We start from the raw sequence: 13,595 nt of genomic DNA on the forward strand, positions 1-13,595 counted from the left end.
TCATACAATTTAACAAAACAAATTGTAAATGCTCAAATATTAGTCTTTTCACACAGCGAAAAAAACCGTAAAATGCGCGCCCTTGCTGGTACAGAACTGTGATGTCGTTTTGAAAATCGGAAACCACCAACTTAAAAACAAACTTATCGTTGCGCCTATGGCGGGTGTAACAGATAGACCTTTTCGTGAGTTGTGTCTCCGATATGGTGCGGGTATGGCTGTCAGTGAAATGATGTCTGCAAACCCTAAACTATGGAAAACGGCGAAGTCACAGCAGCGTATGGTACATGAAGGCGAATCGGGCATTCGCTCTGTACAAATTGCTGGCTCTGACCCTCAGCTAATGGCGGATGCGGCGCAATTTAGTGTTGAGAACGGTGCACAAATCATCGATATCAACATGGGTTGCCCGGCAAAGAAAGTGAATAAGAAGCTTGCAGGCTCAGCACTGCTGCAATATCCAGAGATTATTGAGGACATCCTCAAAGCTGTGGTGAATGCGGTTTCGGTGCCTGTAACTCTGAAAACTCGCACAGGTTGGGATCCAGAGAACAAAAACTGTGTCCACATCGCTAAGCTCGCACAAGATTGCGGCATACAAGCCCTCGCCCTTCACGGTCGAACTAAAACTTGTATGTATAAAGGCGAAGCTGAATACGACAGCATCAGAGCGGTTAAGCAAGCGATCTCTATCCCTGTCATCGCCAATGGTGATATTGACAGCCCAGAGAAAGCAAAGCACGTGCTAGATTACACTGGCGCAGATGCTCTGATGATCGGCCGACCTGCCCAAGGTCGTCCATGGATTTTCCAAGAAATCCAACACTATTTGGAAAACGGCACCACGATGCCAGAGCTTCCAACCGAGGAAGTAAAAGGCATCATGCTTGGTCACGTTCAAGCGCTTCATGAGTTTTATGGAGAGTATTTGGGCCCACGTATCGTGCGTAAGCACGTTGGTTGGTACCTAAAAGAGCATGAGCAAGTGAGTGAGTTTCGCCGTACCTTCAATGCCATCGAGGCAGCACCGCTGCAGATCGAAGCATTAGAAGGTTATTTTGATAACGTTGCATCATAATTAAGAGAAGAGCTAGACCGAATATGTTCGAACAAAATCTAACTTCAGAAGCTTTAACTGTTACTACAGTAACTTCACAAGATCAAATCACTCAGAAGCCACTACGCGACTCTGTTAAAGCATCTCTTAAAAACTACTTGGCACAGTTAAACGGCCAAGAAGTTACAGAACTATACGAATTAGTTCTAGCTGAAGTTGAACAGCCACTACTAGACACCATCATGCAGTACACTCGCGGTAACCAAACTCGCGCAGCAACAATGATGGGTATCAACCGCGGTACTCTTCGCAAGAAGCTAAAAAAATACGGCATGAACTAATCCACTTAGTGATTGTATTACCAAAGCCAAGCATCAACTGCTTGGCTTTTTTATTGCCTGTAAAAAGTGAGTCGAATACTCGCTCAACCGCTCTCAATGCTTAGTCTACTCATCATCAAATGACCAAAACATTAATTGTAAGCAAGTGTAAGAGCATGAGGTGCGTTCTATTTTAATACAACCTTAGAGTGATAAAGTTCCTGAATAAAAATCACACAACGATAGAAAGAACGAATACAACGTCATTCCTAACTCAGCAAGGAGGCTAGTTATTATGACTCATTGCCTTATTTTGAGCACAAACCCAAAACTGCACGAACCCGTAAAGCAGATACTTGAGCTTAGCTTTCCTGATTGGCGTATATGTCATGCTAAATCACTCTCTGAAGCAATGCGCATCTACAAGCGTAACTTTGAGATCGTCCTATTTGATGATTGCACCCTTACCGCTCAAAGCTACCTTGGTTACTCCCCAAGCACCCATAGTGCGAAATGGATTTTACTCAATCACAAATACAGCGACATCTGTGCAGAAGAGCACTTAAACCAAGGTTTTGATGGTTATATTGCCATGAGTGAAACCAACCTCGATCAACTCGTCTCCATTTGTCGCAGTGTTATGGAAGGCGAGCTTTGGTACAAACGCAGGGTGATCTCTGATGCCTTGAACTACTACCGAGAACAATCTAGACACAAAGAAGCGACGCCTGACTTTCACCTATTCCATTTTGACTTCACCAAACGTGAGCGCGATCTTGCCCAACTGCTGTTACTTGGTTTTCGCAATCGAGAAATCGCCGAACATCTCAACATCAGCATTCATACGGTAAAAACCCACGTGTCACACATTCTTAAAAAGTGCGGGGCAGAAAGCCGTAATGAGCTTTTAGTCAAGTTACATGAACAATTTCATACGACACAAACACATTAGACAAGATCACTCCAAATCAATACCTAGTTAAATATTGAATTCACTCATTTGCGCGATTCTTCTGTGAGTGAGCCGATCTAAGATCGTAATGCCCTTGGGGGGTTATATGATTTAAGGAGAAGATCATGAAAAAGAGTTTAATTGCAATTGCTTTAATTTCAGTTCCCAGTATCGCTATGGCTAATTGGGGCTCAACTAATTTAGGTAGCTCCGCTACGGTCTTTGATGCTGACCGTAATGCCACTAGCTCCACCACATTTGAAGTGACAGCTACTGTGCCTAAAAAATGCGCTTTCACGCCAATTGGCGAGGTTAGTTTTGAGACATTAGGTAGCACAACAGCAGCTGAAGCAACATCATTTGATTTCTGGTGTAACAATCCAAACCGAAAAGCAAAAGTGAAATTTGATCATGGAAAGTTGAGTTCAAGTCGCTCTAATCACGATATTGCCTATTCAGTCATGCTAGAGGGTGATCTGCCTAGTATTGCGCCAGCTAAACATGGGGGTCCAGACCGTGACTATGTAGCGGTGAAAGTCGGCTCTGGAGACACTGTAGCCCAAAATACTATTTTAGTTGTTCCTGACGCCAAAGGTTGGGAAGACGCCGGACTTTACAGTGACACCGTTACCGTGAATTTCAAAATTTTCTAACTCGTAAGAAATAACCGAGGAGCTCATAACTCCTCGGTTGAGGTAAGACGTTATGCATCTGATTATGCGATTATTTTTATGCTTATTTATCTCTATCCCAAATGCCTACAGCTTCCAAGTTGAGCCTATGGTTCAGTGGTTATCGACACATGGTTCATCTGCTCAAGCAACCTACCACCTTCACAACCCTAGTCAATTAGATATACCTATCGAAATTACCATACAGTCTCGCGATGTCACATCAGAAGGGGAAGAGGTTCTTACACCGGCTGACGATGATTTCATCATTATGCCTCCAATGGCATCCATCGAAAAACACTCCTCACAAAGAGTTATCGTGCGGTACCTTGGTGGCAGTGAGCTTGAACAAGCACAATCATACAGAATCAATTTCAACCAATTACCTGTGGAAACAGATAGTGACAAAAACGGTGTCAAACTACTGATTAATTTTGGGAGTCTGGCTTTTGTTTCTCCGCATGGCAGTGAGCCTATACTCGACACACAAATTATAAACGATGAGATCCTCATCTCTAACCAAGGGAATGGGGTGGCTGATCTTTCTGACTACTCAATCTCTGTATCAAATGCTAGCGAACATCAAAAGTTATCTTGGTCTGATATTGCCGATTATCTAGACATCAGTTTCTTGGCTCCTCAACAATCAACAACGGTACAAATATCAGACTGGTACACATTCGAAGCTCCAATTACTGCATTATCATTTGTAAAAGAATAAGTCGGCATAATGAGAGCGTTGTTCTTGTTGATCGTGTTTCTTTTCAGCGCTTCATGCCAGGGGTGGGAACTTGAATTACCAACCCAGATGGACAACGCCTACATAGGCGATTTAATCGTTCAGACTGATGGTACAAAAATAGTAGGAATCATTAAAACTAGCTTGGTCGATATACTCACCCCATACCTAACCGAACAAGCGATATCAACCCTAAACACGATGCCAAACATTCTCAGTTTAAACTCGCTTGACGAGATAGGCATAGCCATTATTTTTAACCCTCAGAGGCTGGATATCGAGCTGACTGTAAATAATACCCTCAAGAAAACACATGCCCTTTACATGGGACTAGATGGTATTCCAAAAAATTACTCCTCTCCAACCGCCTGGAATTTACAGAATGCTCTGAATGCCTCTTCGACTACTGACAATGATAGTAATCATCGCCATTCTATTGAGGTGAACGGTGGTTTTAACTTGGGGGGCGTAGAAGGCATCAATGGAATTTATGCACTGTATGTTGATCAGAGTGACAATTCGACAAATGTTTATCGTGGCAGTAGTTATCTGTTTATTGATAAGCCAGAAAAGCCGTGGCGGCTCTCATTGGGGGACATCACCAGCAACTACTCCGGTCACTTAAGCAGCCTCAATCTTGGAGGGGTTAACTGGCGTTCTAGTTACAGTGAATTACAACCCTACAAAACACTGCGAACATCAGCGTCTCAAACCTTCGAACTTCAACAAAGTGCAGAGGTTGAGATTTTCGTGAATAACTCAAGAGCCGCGCGAACCAATCTTCCTCCGGGCAGGTATGATCTCAACAATCTACCACTAACAAGTGGGTCAAATGAAATTCGACTGGAAGTGACTTATATCTCTGGAGAAACAGAAACACTGTTCTTCACTCAATTTTATAATAATGAGCTACTTAAGCCAGGGATCACAGAATATAGCCTAAGCATTGGTGTTGCATCTGACTTCTCACAAGATCAGTATAGCTACGACTCTGATCCTGTTATGACAGGGTATATCGAACATGGTCTCAATGATAGTTGGACGTTAGGGGGCAATATACTCACCCACAAGGAAGGCCAAATTGCCGGACTCTCTGTAATTAATGGTAACCGGTTTGGCAATATTGGTCTGCGATTGTCATCTGCGCTTTATCAAAATGAGAGTGAGTTTGATAACGGCTGGGCCGCAAGTATTGACTACTCTCAACAAGTCTGGGGGTCGAGTGACTATCCAAACTTAAGATTGAGCCTTGAAACACTCAATCAATTTACTTCAACACCATGGTATGAAGAAAGCTATGTCACTGAAGACTCAATCAGGCTCGATTATACTTGGAATATTTGGGATGGTCTCGACTGGAACATTAGTTCAAGTTGGGTAGATCGCGCTGCTTTGTACATAGATATGGAGGGTGGTCGTGATGTCACTATCGACTCCTACCTGAGTTTACGCTTCAATAGTTTCTATATCCAAACAGGTGCAATACACCAATCTAGCAATCAAAACAAAGATGAAACCATTGGCTATATCAATGTTGATTATTATTTCAATCATCTAAGTAGTGGCCACAGGCTGACAACCTCATACAATAGTCGCAACAAAAGCTACCGGGCTGAAGTGAGTCGCAATGCCAATGATTATGTGGGTGAATTTGGTTACTCATTATCCGGAGAGCACTATGAACTGTATGATCGCGCCAATGCTCGCCTCAATTACAATGCAAACCGCTGGCGCGGTGAGCTAAATGGTGACTGGCGAAGCAATACTAGCGGCGATAACTCATGGGCAGGAAGAGCTACACTGAGTTCATCAATTACAGTTTCAGAGCAAGGATGGGGAACTCACCGCAGCTCGATTGGACCGCAAGCAATAGTAAAAGCTCACCCAACACTAGGGAGTAGTGCAATTGAAATTGGGAATGGTGCGGCAGGTAATGTCCAAGCTATTGCTTACTCGAACCACTCAAATATCATTCGTCTTACCCGGGCACACGATATAAACGCAGTCACTTATACATCTCATGATGCCCCTCTCGGCTATGATCTTGGCCCCGGTCGTGTAGACATACGTCCAGGTAGTCTCACCACACACATCATAGAAGTTGGCTCCGATGCATCTAGAACCCTTATTGGCACTCTACTGTATCCTGATGGTAGTCCGGTATCGCTATTTAGAGGTCAAATTACTGCACCAAACGGGGAATCAAAAATACTCTTTACCAATAGGGCTGGCCGCTTCGCTCTAGAAGGTATGAGCTCTGGTTTATATCACATTGATATCAATGGATACCGTGGTGAGATCACTATCGCTGACGATGCGCCCATACTCATTTACTTACAAAAGCCGCTCATTTTAAGTAACAAAGAGGAGGAAATATGATACGTCACAAGCTTACTCTTGCTTTCTTTTTCCTATTTATCCCGATGGCTTATGCTGATTGCCAACCAAGCTGGAACTTAACAGCGAGGGTGAATCAAGCTAAGTTCAACATTGAAACTAATTTTGCTCATTTACCCCTTGAGTTGGAAATCGATAAGGCTGCACTCGCTTGCAGCAAGCAATTGCTATTTCGTCCTGTCAGCTCTGGTCAGTTAGTGTTTCGCTCGCCAACAACGCAACTCCGCTATCAACTGTATGATAAACAGAGTCGCTCTTTGGCAAAACGAGACAACCAACATTTTGTCCTACCTGTAAAAGAAAGTATCACCCCCCTACTAGCCGCGATTGAAAATGGCGTTTTCTCATCGCCCGGACGTTACACAAGCACGATTGCGATTACTAACTTGGAAGGCCATCAGCAAGTCAGTCAAATCCAGTTCGATATCCCTCCTATTGCATTATTGGGAATCGAGGGAGATAACCTACACACTCTGGTAAGCCGAAACACGCACTATGCTATTGACCTAGGCGACATCTACCCTGGCAAGAAACAGACTGTTCCCCTAATAATTAGGGCGAATACACCAGTCAAGTTAGAGGTTCAGAGCGAGAATAAAGGCCTGAAACACAAGAAAGGAGACCTCATATCTTATGAGTTATCGCTAAATAGAAAAGCATTCTCTCCAAGAAACAGTCATTCACTCTCAGTACTCACTAATAAGGATGGAAACCCAACCAAACTACCTATGACAATTAAAATTCTTGATGGTGCTTCAGCTCTCGCCGGAGAGTACACGGATCAAATAACGATCAAAATCAACGCGATTTAATACTCAAAAGCTGGCCACCCCGCCAGCTTTTCCCTCCAAAACTTAATGTCTTTAAACAGCCATCTCACTGCTTTTTCTGCTTGATAACGATATTTTTGCAATTATTTTTGTGATGCCAAACGATTGCGCGAGCTTTTTAGTGATTAATTGGTTAGAATACGCGCCATCAAATTTACCCCGACTATAGTTTCTACAGTCCGGTAAAGGTGTTTACCAAAACTGGCCAATTGTCTTGATGCTCACCGAGCAAAGAGCAACAAGTTCATTTTTGGCAAATATCTTTATATGTGCGCTCTTTTGCTGGCAGAAGCCTCAAAGGGCAACAAGTTTAACTCCGTGAATTTGAGGAAGATGGAAGCATGACTAACGCTCGTCCTATTCGCCGCGCTCTAATCAGCGTATCAGACAAAACTGGTATCGTTGAGTTTGCACAAGCTCTTGCTAACCGTGGTGTCGATATCCTTTCTACAGGTGGTACTGCTCGCCTATTGGCTGAAAAAGGCATCTCTGTAACTGAAGTTTCTGATTACACAGGCTTCCCAGAAATGATGGATGGTCGTGTTAAGACACTACATCCAAAGGTTCATGGTGGTGTTCTAGGTCGTCGCGGCCAAGACGATGACGTGATGAAAACTCACGGCATCAATCCAATCGATATGGTGGTGGTAAACCTATACCCATTCGCAGAAACTGTCGCGAAAGAAGGCTGTACGCTAGAAGACGCTGTTGAGAACATCGATATCGGTGGTCCAACTATGGTTCGTTCTGCGGCGAAAAACCACAAAGATGTGACTATCGTTGTTAACGCACACGACTACGACCGCGTTATTGCAGAAATGGACGCTAACGAGAAATCTCTAACGCTAGAGACTCGTTTCGACCTAGCTATCGCAGCATTCGAACACACAGCGTCTTACGACGGCATGATCGCAAACTACTTCGGCACTATGGTTCCATCTTACGGTGAGAACAAAGAGGGTGACGAACCTTCTCCTGAAAACAAAAGTAAATTCCCTCGTACATTCAACCAACAGTTTGTTAAGAAGCAAGACATGCGTTACGGCGAAAACAGCCACCAAGACGCAGCGTTCTATGTTGAAGCAAACCCGGAAGAAGCATCAGTTTCAACTGCGCGCCAAATCCAAGGTAAAGCCCTTTCTTACAACAACATCGCTGACACTGACGCAGCGCTTGAGTGTGTGAAAGAGTTTGATGCTCCAGCTTGTGTGATCGTTAAACACGCGAACCCATGTGGCGTTGCACTGGGTGATGACATCCTTGAAGCATACAACCGCGCATTCAAAACTGACCCAACATCAGCGTTCGGTGGCATCATCGCATTCAACCGCGAACTAGACGCTGCGACAGCTCAAGCTATCGTTGAGCGTCAATTCGTTGAGGTGATCATCGCTCCTTCTGTTTCTGCACAAGCGATTGAAGTTGTTGCAGCGAAGAAGAACGTTCGCCTACTTGAGTGTGGTGAGTGGTCAACTAAAACAACTGGTTTTGACGTTAAGCGCGTTAACGGTGGCCTTCTAGTTCAAGACCGTGACCAAGGTATGGTTTCTCTAGACGATCTTAAGATTGTATCTAAGCGCCAGCCTAGCGAAGAAGAGCTAAAAGACGCTCTATTCTGTTGGAAAGTCGCTAAATACGTTAAGTCTAACGCTATCGTATACGCGAAAGGCGATATGACTATCGGTGTGGGCGCAGGCCAAATGAGCCGCGTTTACTCAGCTAAGATCGCGGGTATCAAGGCTGATGATGAAGGTCTTGAAGTCGCTGGCAGCGTAATGGCATCTGATGCATTCTTCCCATTCCGTGATGGTATTGATGCGGCTGCTGAAGCTGGCATCAAGTGCGTTATCCAGCCGGGCGGCTCGATGCGTGACCAAGAGGTTATCGATGCAGCTGACGAACACGGCATGGCGATGATCTTCACTGGCATGCGTCACTTTAACCACTAATATCTTCGGCTCACCTAGGTGGGCCGAAACCCTATACCGATTTCCGATAGCTAAGAATCTTGGCATCGGGAATGATAATTTTTAATTTAAGGATTAAGAATGAAAGTATTAGTTATCGGTGCTGGCGGTCGTGAGCACGCACTTGGCTGGAAAGCCGCACAAAACCCAAACGTTGAAACTGTATTCATTGCTCCTGGTAACGCAGGTACTGCTCTCGAGCCAAAACTTGAGAACGTAAACATCGGCGTTGAAGACATCGAAGCTCTAGTGGCTTTCGCTAAAGAAAACAACATTGAACTGACTATCGTAGGCCCAGAAGCGCCTCTAGTTATTGGTGTAGTTGATGCGTTCCGCGCAGCTGACCTACCAATCTTTGGCCCAACTGAAGCCGCAGCTCAGCTAGAAGGCTCTAAAGCGTTCACTAAAGATTTCCTAGCTCGTCATGCTATCCCAACCGGTGCTTACGCAAACTTCACTGAAATCGAGCCAGCATTGGCTTACGTTCGTGAACAAGGCGCACCTATCGTTGTTAAAGCAGACGGTCTTGCAGCGGGTAAAGGCGTTATCGTTGCGATGACCCTAGAAGAAGCTGAAGATGCAATTAAAGATATGCTTGCAGGCAACGCGTTTGGTGAAGCGGGTAGCCGCGTAGTTATCGAAGAGTTCCTAGATGGCGAAGAAGCAAGCTTCATCGTAATGGTTGACGGCGAGAACGTACTACCAATGGCGACAAGCCAAGACCACAAACGTGTTGGCGACAAAGACACTGGCCCTAACACGGGTGGTATGGGTGCTTACTCTCCTGCGCCAGTTGTGACGCCTGAAATTCACAACCGTATTATGGACGAGGTTATCTACCCAACAGTTCGCGGCATGGCTGCTGAAGGTCACCCATACACAGGTTTCCTATACGCAGGTCTAATGATTGATAGCGAAGGTACGCCGAAAGTTATCGAGTACAACTGCCGCTTTGGTGACCCAGAAACGCAACCAATTATGATGCGTATGGAATCAGACCTTGTTGAGCTTTGTCTTGCTGCTATCGACCAGAAGCTAGACCAAGCAGAGTCTAAGTGGGACCCTCGTGCGTCTATCGGTATCGTTCTAGCAGCAGGTGGCTACCCAGCGGCATACAACAAAGGCGATGTAATCTCTGGCCTGCCAACCACAGAAGTGGAAGGTGAAAAAGTCTTCCACGCTGGTACAGCAAACAATGAAGCGGGTGACGTAACCACTAACGGCGGCCGTGTATTGTGTGCAACCGCGCTTGGCAACACTGTTTCTGAAGCTCAAGCTCGTGCTTACGAGTTGACTAAGAAAATCAGCTGGGACGGCATGTTCCACCGCAATGACATTGGCTACCGTGCAATTGCTCGTGAGCAAAAATAGTCTTTAAATTAAAGACCTGAAATACAAAAGGGAGCTCAATGAGCTCCCTTTCTCTATCTAGCGGTAAACTATGAGTTAGTCTTCAATCAGCTGTGGGCGTTCAATACAGTCGCGGCTGTCGTCATCAAGAATCAAAAGCTTCTCAACTTCAATACGCGTTGAGCGCATCTCTCCCACCAGCGCAACATAGCTGTCAACAGAAGCTAATCGCCCCATGAGAACCTTAGGTAAAGGCTCATTAAAGGTCACGTCCTCAAAGTTCAATCCCGAACACGTCGAAAACTCCTGACCATCCCAGTAACCTTGTATCAAGTCAAAGCCTTGCTTATCTTGAGCGCGTGAAACATCAACTGCTCGAGCTGCATCTGCAATGAGCCTAGTTAGCACGTCAGGGCGCACGGGCAGGACATTACCATCAACTCGATAGCGCTGATAGACCGCCTCCCCCTCTTTATTGAAGCGGATATGCAAGCTAAATGGTTTAACGGAACCTTCATCAAGCTGTGTACCTTCACGCACCAACTCACGAACTACGCCGTCTTCCCAGCGATATTCTGTTTGATACTGGCCGTAATCTCCCATTGCCACATAATCAGAGGCAGAGATAGGCTGACCAACCAATCGCTCACTAGACCAATACAGACTGGTTGCGTCACCGACAATCTGACCACCTGAGAAGTTTTGAATTTGATCAAGCGATGTTGAAGGTACTGAAGAGGCGCACCCGACAAGGGTGAAAGGAAGAAAAGTGAGGAGTAGTTTACGATTCATAGGTCACAACAAAGAAAAACGAGGCTGTATAGCTAGTATACAACCTCGTTTGCAAGATTACTTGATCTGTAATGTAAGTAATTACTTAACTGAATCTTTAAGTGCTTTACCAGCAACGAATGCAGGAACGTTAGCCGCAGCGATTTGGATCTCATCACCAGTCTTAGGGTTACGACCAGTACGAGCTGCGCGGTGGTTTACTTTGAATGTACCAAAACCAATTAGTTGAACTTGGTCGCCTTCTTTAAGAGCGTCAGTCACACCACCTAGAGTTGCTTCTAGAGCTGCTTTCGCTTGCGCTTTAGAAAGGTCAGCTTTCTCTGCGATGAAGTCGATTAATTGGGTCTTGTTCATTAGGTTTCCCTTCTTTATAGGTTTGTTGATTTAGAGCCACTCTAAATCATTCAGCCCCCATCTGGCAAAGGTTTGTCGCGCTCAAACCACCCTTATGATGGGATTTTAAGCATAATATGAGCATTAACTCACAGTTTGCCTAAGACTTTGCCTAGCCATAAGGTGAAAATTATCGGTCAAAGTCGAAATTATTAGTATCTTCAATGGTTCAACTGCGATTATTATTGCAGCGCAATTGTCTATACCCTCACCAACTCACGCTATGCTTACTAGTGTGAATGCAGGCTCGATTGCACTGTTAATTACATTACATTTATTAGGAGCATCATGTTTCTCTTGGCTATCTACATCTCTGCAGCGATAGGGGTGTCATTTGTTTGTTCAGTTTTGGAAGCGGTATTACTTAGTATCACTCCGAGCTACATTGCGCAGCTGCGTAAAGATGAACACCCAGCAGCAGAGAAGCTGGCAGTCTTGAAGGCGGACATTGACCGCCCACTCGCTTCCATCCTTACTCTCAATACCATTGCCCATACGATTGGTGCAGCAAGTGCCGGTGCACAAGCGGCGGTCGTTTTTGGTAGCCAATGGCTTGGAGTGTTCTCAGCCGTACTGACAATGGCTATCTTGCTGTTGTCTGAAATCGTCCCGAAAACCATTGGTGCGACCTATTGGCGCCAACTTGCCCCTGGCTCAACCACGCTTTTGCGTTGGATGGTCTGGGCATTAACCCCGTTCGTCTGGTTTTCAGAGCAGATCACCAAGCGTCTATCGCGTGGCCATGAAGCGCCAAAAATGCGTGACGAGCTGTCTGCAATGGCACTTCTCGCGAAAGAGAGCGGTGAATTTAATGAGGGTGAATCAAAGCTACTGAATAACCTTCTTGATATTCAGTCGATTCCCGTGACTCAGGTAATGACACCACGTCCGGTTCTATTTCGTGTTGATGCTGAGATGACGGTTAACCAGTTCCTTACCGAACACATGGATAGCCCGTTCTCTCGCCCACTGATTTACAGCCAAACTAAAGACAACATTATTGGCTTTGTGCACCGTCTAGAGTTATTCAAACTGCAGCAGCATGGTATGGGGCACAAGCAGCTTGGGGCTATCATGCGCCCTATTCATGTCTTGCTCAACAACCTGCCGCTACCAAAAGCGTTCGAGCAACTGATCGCTAAGCGCCTGCAGTTGGCATTGGTGGTTGATGAGTATGGTTCGGTACAAGGCCTACTCACGCTTGAAGATGTGTTTGAGCATCTGCTGGGTGAGGAGATAGTCGACGAAGCAGACAAAACCACCGACATGCAAGCGTTAGCCTTTGAACGTTGGGAGAAATGGAAAAAAGAACATGGTGTGATTGAAAGCAATGATTAATTAACCACTGCATTCTCGATACAACAAAGGCGTGCAAATGGCACGCCTTTGTCTTATTAGGTCATCAGGTGAAACCAACAACTAGCCTAGTTAAGCGATGCACCGATATTGCTGACACCTTCTTCTTTTAGCTCATCACGCAAGTCTCGGATCAGCTCAGCATCATGCTGGTATGCATCTTTCAGTGGACGGAAGATTGCCCACTGCACATCCCACTCAGCGCAAACCGCCTCGTTGTCTTTCTGGTTATCGTTACTGATTTCAATATCCAGTTGAACCTCTTCCAGCTGTGCGACCGTTTTTACGGACTGCTGACTGACTTCAATCGTATTTTCAAGCAAGTCGTCGCGATCAAGCAGCGCATGCAGCAACGTAGAGAGACCGACACAAGCATCAATCGCCGGTAAAACGCCGTAAAAATCAAACTCATCTGAAGATGGAATGATCTCTTCTAGCTTTTCCAGCTGACGCTCAAAGTTCACTTTAGCGGTTTTGACGGTTAGGGTTTCCCACACACTGTCCAAAATATCGCGATAAATACGTGGCTCCGCAAACTCAGTCGCTTGGCAAAACAGAACGTAGTTAGGGTACATACGCTCACACAAGCAAGCCATAAAAGTAATCTGCTTCCAAGGCTCGAGTTTCTCCAAGCGAAGCTGTAGTGGATTTTGTAACATAATATTCTAAACAGTAGACAGAAGGGTTGAGAAAAGTTTAATGCTATACCCCTATAACCACAAGTCACGCGTGCAGTTATCTCTCTGGATTCGCTTGATAATAGGGTAAATT

General features: G+C 45.2%; 13 protein-coding genes. 10 read left to right on the plus strand and 3 right to left on the minus strand.

Features of this window, described 5'->3' with window-relative positions; genetic code table 11:
• The first annotated feature begins 109 nt into the window (after positions 1-109).
• The 9 genes from dusB to purD all read left to right on the plus strand — a co-directional run bounded on the left by dusB (position 110) and on the right by purD (position 10,304).
• The gene (dusB, locus tag QWZ05_RS11710; protein WP_264874269.1) at positions 110-1,078 is read left to right on the plus strand and encodes a tRNA dihydrouridine synthase DusB; all 969 of its coding nucleotides are present in this window, start codon (positions 110-112) and stop codon (positions 1,076-1,078) included.
• Between the two features lie 23 nt (positions 1,079-1,101).
• Positions 1,102-1,398 (plus strand): DNA-binding transcriptional regulator Fis, encoded by a 297-nt coding sequence (fis, locus tag QWZ05_RS11715; RefSeq protein WP_000462885.1) that lies wholly within the window; start codon positions 1,102-1,104, stop codon positions 1,396-1,398.
• Between the two features lie 274 nt (positions 1,399-1,672).
• Positions 1,673-2,329: a response regulator transcription factor gene (locus tag QWZ05_RS11720; RefSeq protein ID WP_290298525.1), complete on the plus strand. Its 657-nt coding sequence runs from the start codon at positions 1,673-1,675 to the stop codon at positions 2,327-2,329.
• A gap of 125 nt (positions 2,330-2,454) precedes the next feature.
• On the plus strand, positions 2,455-2,982 hold the full coding sequence (locus QWZ05_RS11725; RefSeq protein WP_290298527.1) for a hypothetical protein: 528 nt from the start codon (positions 2,455-2,457) through the stop codon (positions 2,980-2,982).
• Positions 2,983-3,046: 64 nt separating this feature from the next.
• Positions 3,047-3,721 carry a fimbrial biogenesis chaperone gene (locus tag QWZ05_RS11730; RefSeq protein ID WP_290298529.1) on the plus strand — a complete coding sequence of 225 codons (675 nt, stop codon included), beginning with the start codon at positions 3,047-3,049 and terminating at the stop codon, positions 3,719-3,721.
• A gap of 9 nt (positions 3,722-3,730) precedes the next feature.
• Positions 3,731-6,118, plus strand: coding sequence for a fimbria/pilus outer membrane usher protein (locus QWZ05_RS11735; protein WP_290298531.1), 2,388 nt, complete (start codon positions 3,731-3,733; stop codon positions 6,116-6,118).
• Positions 6,115-6,948, plus strand: a complete 834-nt coding sequence (locus QWZ05_RS11740) for a hypothetical protein (RefSeq protein WP_290298533.1) — start codon at positions 6,115-6,117, stop codon at positions 6,946-6,948. Before QWZ05_RS11735 ends, QWZ05_RS11740 begins: the two co-directional genes overlap by 4 nt.
• A 359-nt stretch (positions 6,949-7,307) precedes the next feature.
• A complete protein-coding gene (gene purH, locus QWZ05_RS11745) occupies positions 7,308-8,915 on the plus strand; it encodes a bifunctional phosphoribosylaminoimidazolecarboxamide formyltransferase/IMP cyclohydrolase (protein WP_290298535.1) in 1,608 nt (535 codons plus the stop codon).
• Between the two features lie 99 nt (positions 8,916-9,014).
• Positions 9,015-10,304 carry a phosphoribosylamine--glycine ligase gene (gene purD / locus QWZ05_RS11750; protein WP_290298537.1) on the plus strand — a complete coding sequence of 430 codons (1,290 nt, stop codon included), beginning with the start codon at positions 9,015-9,017 and terminating at the stop codon, positions 10,302-10,304.
• Positions 10,305-10,379: 75 nt separating this feature from the next.
• On the opposite strand, the gene QWZ05_RS11755 is transcribed toward purD, so the two are convergent.
• Entirely contained in the window at positions 10,380-11,075 is a 696-nt protein-coding gene (locus QWZ05_RS11755) for a DUF1481 domain-containing protein (RefSeq protein WP_264874274.1), read from the minus strand.
• An 81-nt stretch (positions 11,076-11,156) separates the two neighbouring features.
• Positions 11,157-11,429: a nucleoid-associated protein HU-alpha gene (hupA, locus tag QWZ05_RS11760; protein WP_117236022.1), complete on the minus strand. Its 273-nt coding sequence runs from the start codon at positions 11,427-11,429 to the stop codon at positions 11,157-11,159.
• A gap of 327 nt (positions 11,430-11,756) precedes the next feature.
• Here hupA and QWZ05_RS11765 point away from each other — a divergent pair, with 327 nt between their 5' ends.
• Positions 11,757-12,806, plus strand: a complete 1,050-nt coding sequence (locus QWZ05_RS11765; protein ID WP_264874275.1) for a CNNM domain-containing protein — start codon at positions 11,757-11,759, stop codon at positions 12,804-12,806.
• An 86-nt stretch (positions 12,807-12,892) separates the two neighbouring features.
• Here QWZ05_RS11765 and QWZ05_RS11770 read toward each other — a convergent pair whose 3' ends face one another.
• Positions 12,893-13,483 carry a YjaG family protein gene (locus tag QWZ05_RS11770; RefSeq protein ID WP_264874276.1) on the minus strand — a complete coding sequence of 197 codons (591 nt, stop codon included), beginning with the start codon at positions 13,481-13,483 and terminating at the stop codon, positions 12,893-12,895.
• Positions 13,484-13,595 lie beyond the last annotated feature (112 nt).

Origin of the sequence: Vibrio agarivorans, from assembly GCF_030409635.1 — a bacterium.
GTDB lineage: Bacteria > Pseudomonadota > Gammaproteobacteria > Enterobacterales > Vibrionaceae > Vibrio > Vibrio agarivorans.

Coding starts and splice junctions, on each gene's coding strand:
- fis (WP_000462885.1), top strand. CDS start 1,102: ATGTTCGAACAAAATCTAACTTCAGAAGCTTTAACTGTTACTACAGTA.
- QWZ05_RS11720 (WP_290298525.1), top strand. CDS start 1,673: ATGACTCATTGCCTTATTTTGAGCACAAACCCAAAACTGCACGAACCC.
- QWZ05_RS11725 (WP_290298527.1), top strand. CDS start 2,455: ATGAAAAAGAGTTTAATTGCAATTGCTTTAATTTCAGTTCCCAGTATC.
- QWZ05_RS11730 (WP_290298529.1), top strand. CDS start 3,047: ATGCGATTATTTTTATGCTTATTTATCTCTATCCCAAATGCCTACAGC.
- QWZ05_RS11735 (WP_290298531.1), top strand. CDS start 3,731: ATGAGAGCGTTGTTCTTGTTGATCGTGTTTCTTTTCAGCGCTTCATGC.
- QWZ05_RS11740 (WP_290298533.1), top strand. CDS start 6,115: ATGATACGTCACAAGCTTACTCTTGCTTTCTTTTTCCTATTTATCCCG.
- purH (WP_290298535.1), top strand. CDS start 7,308: ATGACTAACGCTCGTCCTATTCGCCGCGCTCTAATCAGCGTATCAGAC.
- purD (WP_290298537.1), top strand. CDS start 9,015: ATGAAAGTATTAGTTATCGGTGCTGGCGGTCGTGAGCACGCACTTGGC.
- QWZ05_RS11755 (WP_264874274.1), bottom strand. CDS start 11,075: ATGAATCGTAAACTACTCCTCACTTTTCTTCCTTTCACCCTTGTCGGG.
- hupA (WP_117236022.1), bottom strand. CDS start 11,429: ATGAACAAGACCCAATTAATCGACTTCATCGCAGAGAAAGCTGACCTT.
- QWZ05_RS11765 (WP_264874275.1), top strand. CDS start 11,757: ATGTTTCTCTTGGCTATCTACATCTCTGCAGCGATAGGGGTGTCATTT.
- QWZ05_RS11770 (WP_264874276.1), bottom strand. CDS start 13,483: ATGTTACAAAATCCACTACAGCTTCGCTTGGAGAAACTCGAGCCTTGG.